The following is a 15,052-nucleotide window of genomic DNA, read 5'->3' as shown; positions in this document are numbered from 1 at the left end:
ATGAGCTGTAATGCCACCAAACATTTTAATAAGTGTTTAGAATGAAATTAAAGGCCATTCAAAATTTATTTCATGAAGAGTTGAAATTAATATTTCCTAGTCAGGAGATTGACAGTTTCTTTTATATGTTAATTGATAGGTATTATGGAGTGAGTAGAATTCAATTAGCAACTAGCCGGGATAAATCTGTCCCAGATGCTAGCAAAATTATAGAATCACTAGGGCTTCTTAAAAAAGAAAAACCTATTCAATATATCTTAGGAGATACGATCTTTTTCGGTTTACCTCTTAAGGTGAATGAAAATGTACTAATTCCACGTCCCGAAACTGAAGAATTGGTTGAATGGGTGCTTAAATATGCTAGGACCACCAATGAAATAAAAATACTGGATGTCGGCACAGGAAGTGGGAGTATAGCTGTTTCTTTAGCAAGTCATTTACCTGATGCCACTATTTATGGTTTAGATATTAGTTCTAAAGCTTTAAAGGTTGCAAAAGACAACGCTCAAATAAATAAAGTGAACGTTAATTTTATTGAGGCCGATATTTTGAGTTTAGACTGCATAAAAGATGTCGAGTTTGATATTATCGTTTCAAACCCTCCCTATGTTAGAGAAAAAGAAAAGAAACAAATGAAGGCTAACGTTTTAAATAACGAGCCACATTTGGCTTTATTTGTAAAAGATAATGATGCGTTAAAGTTTTATAAGGGGATTATCAAATTTTCAAGGATAAGTTTAAAAAGTGGCGGTATGTTGTTTTTTGAGATTAATGAATACTTAGGCAAAGATATGATTGCGTTGTTTCAAGCACATGAGTTTTCTAAGGTGGTTTTAAAGCAAGATATGTTTAAAAAAGATAGAATGATAAAAGGGATTAAAGGCTAGAATGGATAAGGTTAAAAAACAAATAGATACTTTAAGAGAGGTTTTAAGAAACCATAATTACAATTATTATGTTTTAGATAAACCTACTATTACAGATTATGAGTTTGATTGTAAATTAAAGGAACTTCAAGGGCTTGAAAAAAAGTACCCCGAGTTTTTTGATCCCAACTCACCAACACAACGCGTAGGTGGTTCTGTAACCAAGAATTTTGAAACAATAGTTCATGAACATCGTATGTATTCTTTAGATAATTCATACTCAAAAGAAGATTTACAGAATTGGGAAGCGCGAATAAAAAAGTTAGTGGATGGTGAAATTCAATACACTTGCGAGTTAAAATATGATGGTGCTTCCATAAGTTTAACATATGAGAATGGGAAATTATTAAGAGCGGTAACTAGAGGTGATGGGTTTCAAGGAGATGATGTAACAGCAAATATTAAAACGATTAATTCTGTACCACTTCAATTACAGGGGGACTATCCAGATAAGTTCCATATAAGAGGTGAGATAGTATTGCCTTTTGCAGGTTTTAATAAAATGAATGAGGAGCGCATCGAGATTGGCGAAGAACCTTATAGAAACCCGAGAAACACGGCTTCTGGAAGTTTAAAATTGCAAGATAGTGCCGAAGTTGCAAAGCGCCCTTTGGAATGTTTATTGTATAATATTACTGGTACTAGACTTGGTTTGAAATCGCAATATGAAAGTTTGCAAAAGGCAAGAGCATGGGGGTTTAAGGTGCCAGATGCTGCAAAATTGGCAAATTCAATAGAAGAGGTTTTAGAGTTTGTGATGTATTGGGACGAACAGAGACATCATCTTCCATACGAAACAGATGGGGTTGTTATTAAGGTTAATAGTTTACAACAACAAGAGGAGCTGGGTTACACAGCGAAGGCGCCCCGTTGGGCTATGGCTTATAAGTTTAAAGCCGAGCGTGTTTCAACACGACTCCATAGTATTACCTATCAAGTAGGTAGAACAGGGGCTATAACGCCTGTAGCTAATCTTGAGCCTGTAGAATTAGCGGGTACTACAGTTAAGCGCGCTTCATTACATAATGCCGACCAAATTGAAAAGCTTGATGTACGTGTGGGTGATGAGGTTTATGTTGAAAAAGGTGGAGAGATTATTCCTAAAATTCTAGGTGTCGATTTAACTAAACGACCATTACATTCCGAACCAACCAAATATATAGAGCATTGTCCAGAGTGCGCAACAGAACTCGTTAGAAATGACGGAGAAGCGCAACATTACTGCCCAAACGAAAGTGATTGTAAACCTCAAGTTATTGGTAGAATTCAGCATTTTATATCTAGAAAAGCCATGGATATCGATGGTTTAGGGGGAGAAACAGTCGCTTTATTGGTTAATGAAGGGTTAATAAAAAACTATTCAGATTTATATGAGTTAACCAAGGAGCAAGTTATGCCTTTAGAGCGTATGGCAGAAAAAAGTGCCGATAACCTTATAAAAGGTATAGAGAAATCAAAGGCTATTCCTTTTGAAAGGGTGTTGTTTGCTCTGGGTATTCGATATGTCGGGGAAACTGTGGCTAAAAAACTGGCTAAACATTACAAAAATATTTTAGCCATTGCCGAGGCGTCAAAAGAAGATTTGGTTAATGTTGATGAAATTGGAGTCAAGATCGCAGAAAGTGTTTGTGATTTTTTTAATTCAGAAAAAAATAATCATAACATCGAAAGACTCAGACGATTTGGCGTTCAACTTGAGTTATCTGCAGATGTGCTTCAGAATCAAACAGAAAAACTTAAAGGAGAGGTTGTAGTGGTATCTGGTGTGTTTGAATCTGTCTCAAGAAATGAACTTAAAAAACTAATTGAGGACAATGGAGGAAAGGTAAGCAGCTCAATTTCCTCAAAAACCAGTTATATAGTTGCAGGCAGCAATATGGGGCCGAGTAAAAAAGAAAAAGCGGACAGGCTAAATATCCTATTAATAAACGAGTACGAATTCTTACAAAAAATAGAATAATTTAACCTTTTTATCGATAAAAAGCTTTTTTATTCGTTTAGTTGTTAAATTATTGTTATGTTTGAACATTAACCATAATCTTTGTTATGTCCAAATCTAACATCTTGGTTGGTTTAGTGCTATTGCTATACATACTTTTCATTGGCTTTGAAGTTAGCGGTGAAACGAATATAGCTTTTTTACTAAGCTCATTATTAGTTCCAGTAATTACTGTGGGTTACATTTTCTTTTCCAAAAGAAAAAATGTTTACTTTCTACTTTTTTTAGTACTTTATTCTATCTCAGATATATTAGGAGTCACTGTTCACTATATATTGTATTATAACTTCCAATATGTTGATAGTATTAGGTTTTATGAATTAGACTATTATATAGGGAGTTCAATGTATATTTTGGGGTATTTGCTATTATCTATTGTAATTGTTAAAACGATTTCTTTTAAGCATGTTTTAAAGAATTTTAAAATTCATCTAGTTGTTTTAACAGCCTTAAACATATACCTTATCTATGTGCTTCAATTTATTGTAGAGTCTAATATAGAATACAGATATGAGTACTATGTAGAATTGGTTTATAACGTCGTTATGCTTTTATTTTTATCCATAGCTTTAATATCTTATTTCTATAGAGATAATAAAAAATCGCTTTATTTATTTGTGGCTGCCTTATTTATAGTTTTTTCTGAAGTATTGGATGTAGCTTATAATTATATAGACCAAAGGGCCTTGCTAAGTGTAATAGGAACATCATTAGCTTTATGTGCATTTTATTTCTTTTACCAACAGGCCAGATTTAGGTATGGTGTGCGCCACCAAGAAGAGGAACGCTATGCTCTTCTAGATGAGTGCTAGCCCGAAATTATCTATTTAAAAAAAGGCACTTTAAGTCGGTTCATATAAAGCAATATTCCAGAGAGTATAAATGTAAATATGGCTGTAAAGAAAAGTAAGCCTCCGTCGTTTTTTACTTCAATGCCTATTTGGGTTAAATGCATCACGATAGCTCCTCCAATAATGCCCAACGTTAATATGGCTCCGGCCCAAACAGTTTTTGGGATTAATAATAATATTCCAGCAACTAGCTCTAATACACCAATACCAATTCGCCCATAAGGTTCTAAACCAACCTTTTCAAATATATAAATACTGTCGGGGTGAGCTGTGAATTTATAGCGTAAAGTCTGAATTAATATAATGGCAACAATCAGTCTTAGAACTAAGGGAATGAACTTTTTCATATTTAGTCTTATTTGTATTGTGCATTAGACGTTTAAGTATTCATTACATTTCATTTTTTGAGGTCAATCTTGGATAAAACGCAAGTCCATTGTGTTTTTTATCGATAAAAGGGGTGATTTTTACGATGTAAGTATAATAATCCCTATGTTTGGTTCGACCGACTTATGCAATAATCATGGAAAAACTAAGCTTAAATAATTACAATAGAGTTTTGCTTGCTACATTTTTTAACTTGGCCGCGCTTAGTGGAATTGCAATATTTATTAAGGATAAAGGCTTATTTGTTGCCGTAAAATCGTTAAGCATACCTGTTTTTTTACTGTTCTTTTTTGTTAAGAATTACCGAATTAAAATTCCATTAATGTTGTTTTTGGTGTTTACTTTTTTAAGTGACAACGCTAATATAATTTTCTATAAGTTTAGTGTGGTTGGAGCGGAAAGTACCCTATACTGTTTGGCCTTTACGCAACTAATAGCTGCCATTTTACCAGACTTTAAGTTTTTTAGATTGGACAACGTCATTAAGGCCTACCTATTTTTAATTCTTTGTGTCGTGCTTTTCTTTTTTAAACTATTGTACGATATGGTTGGATTGAATACCCAACTAAGTGCTTTGGAATTAATTTTGTTTTTTGCGAGGTGCTTATCAGTGTTATTTCTTGTTTTTATGGCCTTTGGAGCATATTTGCAAAATCAAACTAAAAAGTCTATTATGTTTTTCATTGCAGCTGTATGTTTTGGATTCTCAGGAGTAATAGATTATATAAGTCTATCATTTATTGGTAATGCATCCACTTTTATCCTGTTTAACCGGGTTATTTATCTTTTAGGCGTATTTTTTATTTTCAAGTTTATTATTGAAGAAAACGAGCTTAATAATCGATCTAGAAGTGTGCATGAGCAATATTTTTCAGAAGACAATATCTGGGTTTAAAGAGGTATCGAAATACCATTAGCCGATTTGTTTTTTTTACGGTCAAAATAAAAATCAATTTTTCCAAGATTAAGTCCATAGCACCCCACTTGGTTAACCAGAACATCTTCATTATTTATGTTTTTAATTAATGTTGGTTTTTCTAAAAAGGTGTGCGTATGTCCTCCAATTATTAAATCAATGTCTTTTGTCGTTTTAGCTAGTTTTAGATCGCTTACCTTGTTTGGGGTGTTATGGTAATGATACCCGAGATGTGAAAGACAGACTATCAAGTCGCAATTATGGTCTGTTTTTAAAATTTTGGTCATTTCTTGCGACATTTCTATTGGGTCTAAATATTTAGTTTCTTTATACATGGATTTGTTTACCAGTCCTTTGAGTTTTATTCCTAAGCCAAATACGCCAATTTTTATACCTCCTTTTTTAAACACCTTATAAGGCTTGCAATGAGAGTCCATTATTGTATTTGTAAAGTCATAATTAGCAGATATAAATTGAAACTTAGCATGCGGAAGTTGTGCAAACAACCCTTCTATGCCATTATCAAAATCGTGATTTCCTATGGTAGCAGCATCATATTTTAGTATGCTCATAAGCTTAAATTCGAGCTCACCTCCATAAAAATTAAAATATGGCGTGCCTTGAAAAATATCACCAGCATCTAACAGAAGCGTATTAGGATTATCTTGTCTTATAGATTCTATTAGGCTTGCTCTCCTTGCTATACCGCCTCTATTAGGGTTTCTATAGTGGTTTTCCTTGAAACTATCAATATGACTATGTACATCGTTTGTATGTAAAATAGTAATTTTAGTTGGTTTTAATGAGCTTGATAAAGCCTGTAAGCTTCCTGTTCCCATTGCTGTAAAAGTAGCGGCAGCAGATGTTTTTTGAAGAAAGTCTCTACGTTTCATTAGTCTTTTATTTGAATCAATCTAAGGTCAATTTCCGGGTTAATGGTGTCTACCTTTTTGAAGTTATCAATAAGCGCATTTCTTATTTTGTATCGTGTTTCATATACCGTATCATGTGCTTTAAAAAAGGTCATATTGTCGCCACCATTAAGCAAATAATCACTGGTAGCCACATAATACGTTTTTTTGGGGTTAACAGTTCGACCTTTTATTTTTGCTTCAATAATATTGAAGTTTGCATTTAAGATTAATTGGAGCTTTGAAATAGGATGTGCTATTTTGTTTTTAGCTAGGTAAGTTGTTAAATTATTTACTTGAGATCCTTTAAGAGCAACTATTACAATGGTGTTTTCAAAAGGCATTAACTCATAGGCATGTCTTGCAGAAATAGGTCCTTGTGGCACTATGGCCCTAATGCCTCCATGATTTAGCAAAACCATATCTATTTCATGCCCGCTCCATGTTTTGAAAATGGGGTTAGCCTGGTCGTAAACAACGTCTGCCATATAATTTCCAATGGCTGTGTTTAAGAAGCCGTCGGTTTTGGAATAGGTGTTAGCAGAATAGGTTAAAATACTGTCTAACTCTGTATTAATATAATCTCTGTAAGGCTTAATAAAGTTTTCAACATCAGCATTGGGTTCTAGACTATTATCAATGGAAATTTGAGAAACACTAATTTTTGAAAGATGATGTTTTTTGCTTTTACAATTCAGAAAAAGAAAAAAATATAACAAAAACATTAAATATGTAAACCTCATGTAAAAATCAAATATTTTGCTTGTACTTTTGCTACCTTTGCGCAAAGTATAAAGGTAAATGATTTTAAAAGGTTTTAAGGAGAAATCAAATCAAAAATACTTGAACAAATTACTGTCCGAACGACACGTAAATGTTAACGAAGACCCGGTTAAGAGCTTAGGTGTTATTTTCAATATTAATGAAATTGACGATTTTGAATTATTTACAAAATTTGCAGATTTAATTAAAGTAAGACCTAATATTACTAAGATTATTGCGTTTTCCCAAAATGAAAAAGAATCCGTAAAATCTTGGGATAAATGTTATAACAGAAGAGATTTTGGACGCCATGGGATAGTGAAGAATGCCGAGTTAGACACGTTTTTAAATACGGAGTTTGATTTGTTAATTAGCTATTATGAAGAGGAGATTTTAGAGTTGAAGCTGATGACAGCGCTTTCAAAGGCTAAGTTTAAAATTGGTATTTTACAAGCAGATGAGCGGTTGAATGATTTAATCATTAAAACCAAATTAAAGAATATTGATTTGTTCAAAAAAGAGGTTTATAAATATTTAAAAATATTAAAAAAAATAAAGTAGTAATGAGTAAATTTTTAGGCACAGGAGTAGCATTGGTTACGCCATTTAATGCAAACTTAGAGGTAGACCACGAGGCTCTTGCTAATATTGTAAACTATAATATTGATAATGGTACAGATTACTTAGTAATTTGTGGTACCACTGCTGAGAGTGTTACCCTTACAAAAGAAGAAAAAAAAGACGTTTTAAATACAATTACTAAAATCAGTAATGGTAGGGTGCCACTTGTTTTGGGTATAGGGGGGAGCAATACAGCTTCAATAATTAAAGAAATAAAGTCTACAGATTTATCTCAAATAGATGCAATTTTATCGGTAGCTCCCTATTACAGTAAGCCAACACAGGAAGGTATTTATCAACATTTTAAAGCAATTTCTGAAGTGTCCCCAGTAGATTTAATTTTGTACAATGTACCTGGTAGAACCTCAAAAAATATGGATGTTGATACAACCCTAAGACTTGCTAATGATTTTAAGAATGTTATCGGAGTAAAAGAGGCAGGTAATAATATGTCTCAATATTATGAGTTAATTAAAAACAAACCAAGTGATTTTTTAGTGATTTCTGGAGATGATGATTTGGCTCTTGGTGTTACTTTGGCTGGAGGAGCAGGAGTTATTTCTGTTATAGGCCAGGCGTTTCCAAAGGAATTTTCTGAGATGATTCGCTTAGGTTTAAATGGAGACGCGAAGGCAGCTTTTAATAGTCATTTTAAGCTTATGGATGTTATTGGGTACATTTTCGAAGAGAATAACCCTGCCGGGATTAAAGCTGTTTTTAAAGCGCTGAACTTATGTAGTGACCAGGTTAGACTACCTATCGTTCCAGCTTCAAATGTATTACAAGAAAAAATCAATAGTTTTGTAAGAAACTTTTAATTTGGGTAAAAAGATAAAAGATCCTGGTTTAGGGAATTCGTCAGCGCAGTTTGCTAAACGAATGATTAACAAAGATGGGTCTTTTAATGTTGTTCATGTAAACAAGAAAAGGCGCTTTTCTGAAGCCTATAATTTTCTTATTGGTATTTCTTGGTGGCAGTTTTTTGTGCTGTCCTTTTTGTCTTATATCATCGCGAATGTCTTTTTTGCAAGTATCTATTTTTTTATTGGAATAGAGGAGGTCACGCTCTCGCAGAGAAATGTTTACAAGGATTTTGTTAATGCTTTTTTCTTTTCTGCACAAACCTTTACCACCTTAGGATACGGAGCTATGGCGCCCAAAGGTATGGCTAGTGGAATCGTATCGTCTATAGAAGCGTTTCTTGGTCTTATGTTTTTTGCTTTTACCACGGGGCTACTGTATGGTAGGTTTTCAAAGCCAAAGGCCGCTATTCGATTTAGTAAGCAAATAGTTTTTAGGGAATTTAGAAATGGCCAAGCGTTAATGTTTAGAATTGAGAATAACAGAAACAGCACCATGATAGATCCTAAGGTTTCTGTGAATTTAAGTCTTTCAAAAAAGAATAAAAAAGGCGAATATGTTAATGATTTTTATGTCTTAAAATTAGAAAGACAGACCATTCGTTTTTTACCTACTACATGGACTTTGGTTCATTTAGTAGATAAGGAAAGTCCATTGTTTGAGTTTTCTGAGGAAACGTTGTTGAAGCAAAATGGTGAGTTTCTTGTACTGGTTAGTTATTACGACGAATCTTTCAATCAAGAAGTGCATCAAATGTATTCATATTTAATAAGCGACATTAAGTTTAATTATGGCTTTGTTAAAGCTTATTATTACAATGAAAAAGGGGAAATGGTTTTAGATCACAAGCTATTTGATTGTGTAGAATCTTTAAAAAGTTAAATATTACTTAAACCGTAGTACTACTGCATTCTCAAGAATTACTTTCGTCTAAAATTATATTTTTAAAATCCATTATAATAACTTAATTTTGCATTCTGTTTAAAAATCTATGAAAAAGTTTTTTTACATATTCCTAATTAGCGCTGTTTTAACCAGCTGTGGTGAGTATCAAAAGGTGCTTAAAAACCCAGATGTTGCGGCTAAATTTAAATTGGGAGAGAAGTTATACAACGAGGGTAGATATGATAAAGCCAATAAGTTGTTTGCTCAAATAGTTCCAAATTACAGAGGGAAGCCTCAAGCAGAAAAACTCATGTATTTGTATTCTAATTCTTTTTATAAGATGGAAGATTTTTATGTAGCTGGTTATCAATTTGAGCGTTTCGTGTCTAGTTATCCAAGAAGTGAAAAATTGGAAGAAGCCTCTTTTCTAAGTGTAAAGAGTTACTACATGTTATCACCTCGATATAGTAAGTCTCAAAAAGAAACTAAGGAAGCTATTACCAAATTACAAGAGTTTATCAACTTATTTCCAGACTCACAGTATTTACCAGAGGCAAATGAAATGATGAAAGAGTTGGTGTTTAAACTAGAAAAAAAGGCTTTTGAAATAGCAAAACAGTACAATACGATATCAGATTATCAAGCATCTATAAAGTCGTTCGAAAATTTTATTTTTGAATATCCAGGGTCAACATTAAGAGAAGAAGCTTTATACTATAGATTTGATTCGGCATATAGATTAGCTATTAACAGTGTTGAACGCAAGAAGCAAGAACGTTTAGAAGTAGCTAAAGACTATTATAATACTTTTAAGGGATCTTATAGCGAATCAGAGCACATAGAAGAAGTTGATAAAATGGCTTTAGTAATTGAAGAAGAATTAAAAGAATATAGTTCAAAAAGTTAAATAACTATTACAATGGATTTAAAAAAAACCAACGCTCCGGTTAATACAGTAACGTATGACAGAAATCAAATTGATGAGCCAACAGAGAACATCTATGAGTCAATTTCTATCATTTCAAGACGTGCTGAGCAAATTAATACAGAGATTAAAAAAGAACTCATCGATAAGTTAGAAGAATTTGCTACTTATAATGATAGTCTTGAAGAAATCTTTGAAAATAAAGAGCAAATAGAGGTTTCTAAGTTTTATGAAAAATTACCTAAGCCTCATGCGTTAGCCGTACAAGAATGGTTAACAGATAAAATATATTTTAGAAATACTGAGGAAGACTCTCAGGAATAATTCTTATGAGTATACTAAGCGGCAAAAACGTTCTGTTAGGTATTACAGGTGGTATTGCCGCTTATAAAACTGCTTCGTTAGTAAGGTTATTGGTGAAATCGGGAGCGGAAGTAAAGGTGGTTATGACCCCTGCTTCTAAAGATTTTGTAACACCTTTAACACTCTCAACACTTTCCAAAAACCCGGTTTACTCGTCTTTTGTAAATGAAGAAGACGATAATGCTGTATGGAACAATCATGTAGATTTAGGTTTATGGGCAGATCTATTTATAATAGCACCTGCTACGGCAAATACCATGTCAAAAATGGCAAATGGTGTATGTGATAATTTACTACTAGCTACTTATCTTTCTGCAAAGTGCCCAGTATATTTTGCTCCGGCTATGGATTTAGACATGTACAAGCATCCTACAACTGTTAAATCCTTTGAAAAGCTAAAATCTTTTAATAATATTATTATTCCTGCAACAAGTGGAGAACTAGCCAGTGGTTTAATTGGAGAAGGAAGAATGGCAGAGCCAGAAGATATAATCACCTTTGTAGAAAAGGATATCTTAGAAAAGCTACCGCTCAAAGGGAAAAAAGTGCTTATTACGGCAGGGCCAACCTACGAAGCTATTGATCCTGTGCGTTTTATTGGGAATCATTCCAGTGGTAAAATGGGATTTGAAATAGCAAAAGCTTCGGCTAATTTAGGTGCTGAGGTAATTTTAATAACGGGGCCAACACATCAAGATATTGCGCATACTTTGGTAAAGGTTATTCCTGTTACCAGTGCTCAAGATATGTACAACGAAGTACATAAACACTTTAAAACAGTTGATATTGCTATTTTATCTGCTGCAGTGGCAGATTATAAATCTAAAGAAATAGCTTCTCAAAAACTAAAAAAGAAGTCTCCAACGTTAATTTTAGAGTTGGAGAAAACTCAAGATATTTTGGCGTCTCTAGGACAAATTAAAAAAGGGCAATATTTAGTTGGTTTTGCTTTAGAAACGAACAATGAAATTGAGAATGCCAAAGACAAATTAATAAGAAAGAATTTAGATTTAATTGTCTTAAATTCGTTAAATGATAAAGGTGCTGGTTTTAAGGGAGACACTAATAAAGTTACTTTTATTGACAATAAAGAACAAATTACTGAGTTTCAATTAAAATCGAAGGCAGATGTTGCTCAAGATTTATTAAATAAAATCATATCACAGATTGATGCGTAATATTTTTGTTTTACTAATGTTCTGTTTTACAGTTCAGTTATTTGCACAAGAGCTAAATTGCAATGTTGTAGTAGACGCCAGACAAACCGGAAACGAAAATTTTCCAATTTTTAAAACCCTAGAAAAGCAGGTTACCGAATTTATTAATAACACAAAATGGACTAATAAAACGTATAAATCGCAGGAGCGTATTAATTGCAGTATGGTTATTAATGTGAATAACTACTCTGGAGAAACCATGAGAGCGACCTTGCAGATTCAGTCGTCCCGTCCTATTTACGGTTCTGCGTTCAGTACGCCTATCTATAATTTTAATGATAAGGACTTTACATTTACATATCTCGAGTTTCAAAATTTAATTTATAATCCAACCCAATTTGAGTCTAATTTAATTTCTGTTTTAGCATTTCATGTATACATGATTTTGGCCTTAGATGCAGATAGCTTTTCTCCAAAAGGAGGCGATGATTATTATAAACAGGCTCAAGTTATTACTAATTATTCGCAACAAGGGAATTTTAAAGGCTGGAAAGTAGAAGATGGTTTACAAAGCAGATTTGCGCTAATAGACAATATTTTGTCGCCTACCTACAGAGAATATCGAGAGGTGATGTATGACTACCATAGGTTAGGTTTGGATGTTATGAGCGAAAATGTAAAAGCAGGTAAAGAAGCCATCGCAACGTCTTTAACTAAATTTCAGGCTATGAATAGTCGTAGACCTAACTCTTTTTTACTCCGTACCTTTTTTGATGCTAAATCCGAAGAAATAGAACAAGTTTTTACTGGCGGTCCCAATGTAAACATCGCAAAAGTTAAAGAAACTTTGCAAAAAGTAGCCCCAATGTATTCCAGCAAATGGGAAAATATTAAGTACTAAAAATAAGTTCGTTTTTTGTCGCATTTACTATCTTTATTTTTCATTAAATAGTTTCTATAAGTTTTGCTTACCTCATTATCCATTAAAAATTATGCGCTAATAGATAGTTTACAAGTCGATCTTAACGATGGTCTATCTATTATTACAGGAGAAACAGGGGCCGGAAAGTCTATTTTATTAGGGTGTTTATCTCTTATTTTGGGAAAACGTGCCGATTTAAGCAGTTTGAAAGACGCTACTAAGAAATGTATTATTGAAGCCGTTTTTAATATTTCGGACTACCAACTTAAAGAACTGTTCCATAAGGAAAACTTCGATTATGAAGACCAAACAATTATAAGAAGGGAAATACTGCCTTCAGGAAAGTCTAGAGCTTTTGTAAACGACTCTCCAGTAAATTTAAGCAGTTTGCAGGTATTAGGAGAACGTTTAATTGATGTGCATTCTCAGCATCAAACATTACAGCTTACAAGTAATGAATTTCAGTTTCAAGTTATTGATGCATTGGCGAATAATGCCACTGAATTAAGTGCATATCAATCCGAACTAAAGGTTTTTAAAAACCTTCATAAAGAACTTAATGCGCTTTATGAGCTTAAAGCCAATGCCATAAAGGAGCATGACTATAATCTGTTTTTGTTTAATGAATTGTCTGATGCCAATTTGGTCGAGGGTGAGTTGCAAGCTTTAGAAGAAGAGTATGAAACGTTGAACAATATAGAAGACATTAAAGGGCAACTTTCCGAAGGGTATCAACTACTTAATGATGAGCAATTAGGAGTTCTTTCCTCTTTAAGGATGTTAAAACTGGTATTTCAAAAGCTATCAAGTTTATCTTCAAAATACGAAGAACTCTTTAAAAGGGTGGATAGTAGTTTAATAGAAATGGACGACTTTTTTAATGAGGTTTATATGCTGCAAGAAGGTCTTGATGCCGACCCTAATAGATTAGAGGTGGTAGATTCTAAATTGAAAGTACTACATAGCTTGCTTCAAAAGCATACCGTTTCAAGTGTTTCTGAGTTAATAGATTTAAAGAATCAGTTGGAAGATAAAATTTCAGAAACAGAGAATTTGGATGAGGATATTCAAGAAAAAAAAGATGCCATTAAATCTAAAGAAGCTATTTTAAATAAACTGTCGGTCGAAATTCATGAAAAACGACTTAACATTATTCCTGAATTAACAGCACAATTACAAACAATTTTGAGCACTTTAGGCATGCCAAACGCCCAATTTAAAATAGGGCTAGACCTTCGCACTTCTTTTTTTACGAACGGAAGAGATGAGTTATCCTTTTTGTTTTCTGCAAACAAAGGCGGGCACTTTAACGAGCTTAAAAAAGCGGCTTCTGGAGGCGAGTTGTCTAGGATTATGCTTGCTATAAAGTCTATATTAAGTACTTATATTAAGTTGCCAACTATAATATTTGACGAGATTGATACTGGTGTTTCTGGAGAGATTTCTAACAAAATGGGAGATATTATGCTGCAGATGAGTAAGACGATGCAAGTTGTGTCTATTACTCATTTACCTCAAATAGCAGCAAAAGGGCATTCTCATTTTAAAGTTTACAAGGAGGATGTTGATAACATCACCCAAACCAATTTAGTAAAGCTTAACCATGATGAGCGAATTGTTGAAATAGCTCAAATGTTAGGAGGTAAAACCATATCCACATCGGCTATGGCTCATGCTAAGGAATTACTTAATTAATTAGTATCTTTGTGGGCTGAATTAACGAATCAAAATACAAAACTAAAATATATGTATAACTTACTAAAAGGAAAAAAAGGAATCATTTTTGGAGCATTAGACTCGAATTCAATTGCTTGGAAAACAGCAGAACGTGTTCATGAAGAAGGCGGGCAATTTGTTTTAACCAATGCACCAGTTGCTATGCGTATGGGGCAAATTAATGAATTAGCTGAAAAAACAGGTTCTCAGATTATCCCTGCAGATGCGACGTCGCTAGAAGATCTTCAAAACTTAGTGGAGAAGTCTATGGAAATTTTAGGAGGTAAGATTGATTTTGTTTTGCATTCCATAGGAATGTCTATAAACGTTAGAAAGGGTAAGCACTATACGGATCAAAATTATGATTGGACGCAAAAAGGAACCGATGTTTCTGCCATGTCTTTCCATAAAGTAATGCAAACTTTATACAAGTCTGATGCCATGAATGAGTGGGGAAGTATTGTGGCCTTAAGTTATATGGCGGCGCAACGTGTATTCCCAGATTATAATGATATGGCCGATAATAAGGCTTATTTAGAAAGTATAGCACGTAGTTTTGGGTATTTCTTTGGAAGAGATAAAAAAGTGCGTGTAAATACTATTTCGCAGTCGCCTACACCTACAACGGCTGGAAGTGGTGTTAAAGGATTTGATGGGTTTATAGCCTACGCAGATAAAATGTCACCACTTGGTAATGCTTCGGCATTAGATTGTGCTAACTACACCGTATCCTTGTTTAGCGATTTAACAAAGCGCGTAACTTTACAAAATCTATACAATGATGGAGGATTCAGTAATATGGGGGTTAGCGATGCTGTAATGTCTACCTTTGTTGGCGAAGAATAAAAAC

At 33.5% G+C, this 15,052-nt stretch carries 16 protein-coding genes; 13 read left to right on the top strand and 3 right to left on the bottom strand.

The window, feature by feature from the left end; all coding sequences use genetic code 11:
- The first annotated feature begins 41 nt into the window (after positions 1-41).
- The 3 genes from prmC to E5D58_RS08505 all read left to right on the top strand — a co-directional run bounded on the left by prmC (position 42) and on the right by E5D58_RS08505 (position 3,737).
- Complete coding sequence (gene prmC / locus E5D58_RS08515) at positions 42-887, top strand: peptide chain release factor N(5)-glutamine methyltransferase (RefSeq protein WP_136481425.1); 846 nt, start codon at positions 42-44, stop codon at positions 885-887.
- A 1-nt stretch (position 888) separates the two neighbouring features.
- Positions 889-2,886, top strand: a complete 1,998-nt coding sequence (gene ligA / locus E5D58_RS08510; RefSeq protein ID WP_136481424.1) for an NAD-dependent DNA ligase LigA — start codon at positions 889-891, stop codon at positions 2,884-2,886.
- Between the two features lie 86 nt (positions 2,887-2,972).
- Positions 2,973-3,737 (top strand): hypothetical protein, encoded by a 765-nt coding sequence (locus tag E5D58_RS08505; protein WP_136481423.1) that lies wholly within the window; start codon positions 2,973-2,975, stop codon positions 3,735-3,737.
- 11 nt (positions 3,738-3,748) lie between these two features.
- Here the strand turns inward: E5D58_RS08505 and E5D58_RS08500 are convergent, their stop codons facing one another.
- Positions 3,749-4,123: a DoxX family membrane protein gene (locus E5D58_RS08500; RefSeq protein ID WP_136481422.1), complete on the bottom strand. Its 375-nt coding sequence runs from the start codon at positions 4,121-4,123 to the stop codon at positions 3,749-3,751.
- A 176-nt stretch (positions 4,124-4,299) separates the two neighbouring features.
- Between E5D58_RS08500 and E5D58_RS08495 the strand changes: the two genes are divergently transcribed.
- Entirely contained in the window at positions 4,300-5,058 is a 759-nt protein-coding gene (locus E5D58_RS08495) for a hypothetical protein (RefSeq protein WP_136481421.1), read from the top strand.
- Here the strand turns inward: E5D58_RS08495 and E5D58_RS08490 are convergent.
- Both E5D58_RS08490 and E5D58_RS08485 read right to left on the bottom strand, forming a co-directional pair.
- Entirely contained in the window at positions 5,055-5,972 is a 918-nt protein-coding gene (locus tag E5D58_RS08490; RefSeq protein WP_136481420.1) for a bifunctional metallophosphatase/5'-nucleotidase, read from the bottom strand. The two genes, E5D58_RS08495 and E5D58_RS08490, sit on opposite strands and share 4 nt — an antisense overlap.
- Entirely contained in the window at positions 5,972-6,733 is a 762-nt protein-coding gene (locus tag E5D58_RS08485) for a 5'-nucleotidase C-terminal domain-containing protein (RefSeq protein WP_235835873.1), read from the bottom strand. The genes E5D58_RS08490 and E5D58_RS08485 overlap by 1 nt, the downstream gene beginning before the upstream one ends.
- A 58-nt stretch (positions 6,734-6,791) precedes the next feature.
- Between E5D58_RS08485 and E5D58_RS08480 the strand changes: the two genes are divergently transcribed.
- The 9 genes from E5D58_RS08480 (at position 6,792) to E5D58_RS08440 (ending at position 15,048) form a co-directional block, all read left to right on the top strand.
- Complete coding sequence (locus E5D58_RS08480; protein WP_136481419.1) at positions 6,792-7,313, top strand: DUF6913 domain-containing protein; 522 nt, start codon at positions 6,792-6,794, stop codon at positions 7,311-7,313.
- Positions 7,314-7,315: 2 nt separating this feature from the next.
- Entirely contained in the window at positions 7,316-8,191 is an 876-nt protein-coding gene (gene dapA, locus E5D58_RS08475; protein ID WP_136481418.1) for a 4-hydroxy-tetrahydrodipicolinate synthase, read from the top strand.
- Position 8,192: 1 nt separating this feature from the next.
- Positions 8,193-9,116: an ion channel gene (locus E5D58_RS08470; protein ID WP_136481417.1), complete on the top strand. Its 924-nt coding sequence runs from the start codon at positions 8,193-8,195 to the stop codon at positions 9,114-9,116.
- A gap of 109 nt (positions 9,117-9,225) precedes the next feature.
- Positions 9,226-10,026, top strand: a complete 801-nt coding sequence (locus tag E5D58_RS08465) for an outer membrane protein assembly factor BamD (protein WP_136481416.1) — start codon at positions 9,226-9,228, stop codon at positions 10,024-10,026.
- A 12-nt stretch (positions 10,027-10,038) separates the two neighbouring features.
- A complete protein-coding gene (locus tag E5D58_RS08460; protein WP_136481415.1) occupies positions 10,039-10,368 on the top strand; it encodes a DNA-directed RNA polymerase subunit omega in 330 nt (109 codons plus the stop codon).
- Positions 10,369-10,373: 5 nt separating this feature from the next.
- Entirely contained in the window at positions 10,374-11,585 is a 1,212-nt protein-coding gene (coaBC, locus tag E5D58_RS08455) for a bifunctional phosphopantothenoylcysteine decarboxylase/phosphopantothenate--cysteine ligase CoaBC (RefSeq protein WP_136481414.1), read from the top strand.
- Complete coding sequence (gene porD, locus E5D58_RS08450) at positions 11,578-12,465, top strand: type IX secretion system protein PorD (RefSeq protein WP_136481413.1); 888 nt, start codon at positions 11,578-11,580, stop codon at positions 12,463-12,465. Before coaBC ends, porD begins: the two co-directional genes overlap by 8 nt.
- A gap of 63 nt (positions 12,466-12,528) precedes the next feature.
- Complete coding sequence (gene recN, locus E5D58_RS08445) at positions 12,529-14,181, top strand: DNA repair protein RecN (RefSeq protein WP_136481412.1); 1,653 nt, start codon at positions 12,529-12,531, stop codon at positions 14,179-14,181.
- A gap of 51 nt (positions 14,182-14,232) precedes the next feature.
- Positions 14,233-15,048 carry an enoyl-ACP reductase FabI gene (locus E5D58_RS08440; RefSeq protein WP_136481411.1) on the top strand — a complete coding sequence of 272 codons (816 nt, stop codon included), beginning with the start codon at positions 14,233-14,235 and terminating at the stop codon, positions 15,046-15,048.
- Positions 15,049-15,052: the final 4 nt, after the last annotated feature.

Source organism: Cognatitamlana onchidii, assembly GCF_004804355.1.
Classification (GTDB): Bacteria; Bacteroidota; Bacteroidia; order Flavobacteriales; family Flavobacteriaceae; genus Cognatitamlana; species Cognatitamlana onchidii.
This window is presented reverse-complemented; position numbering and strand designations above follow the sequence as displayed.

Excerpts from the sequence above, each read along its gene's own strand:
- E5D58_RS08505 (WP_136481423.1), top strand. The coding sequence starts at position 2,973 with ATGTCCAAATCTAACATCTTGGTTGGTTTAGTGCTATTGCTATACATA.
- E5D58_RS08500 (WP_136481422.1), bottom strand. The coding sequence starts at position 4,123 with ATGAAAAAGTTCATTCCCTTAGTTCTAAGACTGATTGTTGCCATTATA.
- E5D58_RS08465 (WP_136481416.1), top strand. The coding sequence starts at position 9,226 with ATGAAAAAGTTTTTTTACATATTCCTAATTAGCGCTGTTTTAACCAGC.
- dapA (WP_136481418.1), top strand. The coding sequence starts at position 7,316 with ATGAGTAAATTTTTAGGCACAGGAGTAGCATTGGTTACGCCATTTAAT.
- coaBC (WP_136481414.1), top strand. The coding sequence starts at position 10,374 with ATGAGTATACTAAGCGGCAAAAACGTTCTGTTAGGTATTACAGGTGGT.
- E5D58_RS08460 (WP_136481415.1), top strand. The coding sequence starts at position 10,039 with ATGGATTTAAAAAAAACCAACGCTCCGGTTAATACAGTAACGTATGAC.
- E5D58_RS08490 (WP_136481420.1), bottom strand. The coding sequence starts at position 5,972 with ATGAAACGTAGAGACTTTCTTCAAAAAACATCTGCTGCCGCTACTTTT.
- ligA (WP_136481424.1), top strand. The coding sequence starts at position 889 with ATGGATAAGGTTAAAAAACAAATAGATACTTTAAGAGAGGTTTTAAGA.
- E5D58_RS08480 (WP_136481419.1), top strand. The coding sequence starts at position 6,792 with ATGATTTTAAAAGGTTTTAAGGAGAAATCAAATCAAAAATACTTGAAC.
- prmC (WP_136481425.1), top strand. The coding sequence starts at position 42 with ATGAAATTAAAGGCCATTCAAAATTTATTTCATGAAGAGTTGAAATTA.
- E5D58_RS08440 (WP_136481411.1), top strand. The coding sequence starts at position 14,233 with ATGTATAACTTACTAAAAGGAAAAAAAGGAATCATTTTTGGAGCATTA.
- E5D58_RS08485 (WP_235835873.1), bottom strand. The coding sequence starts at position 6,733 with ATGAGGTTTACATATTTAATGTTTTTGTTATATTTTTTTCTTTTTCTG.
- porD (WP_136481413.1), top strand. The coding sequence starts at position 11,578 with ATGCGTAATATTTTTGTTTTACTAATGTTCTGTTTTACAGTTCAGTTA.
- E5D58_RS08495 (WP_136481421.1), top strand. The coding sequence starts at position 4,300 with ATGGAAAAACTAAGCTTAAATAATTACAATAGAGTTTTGCTTGCTACA.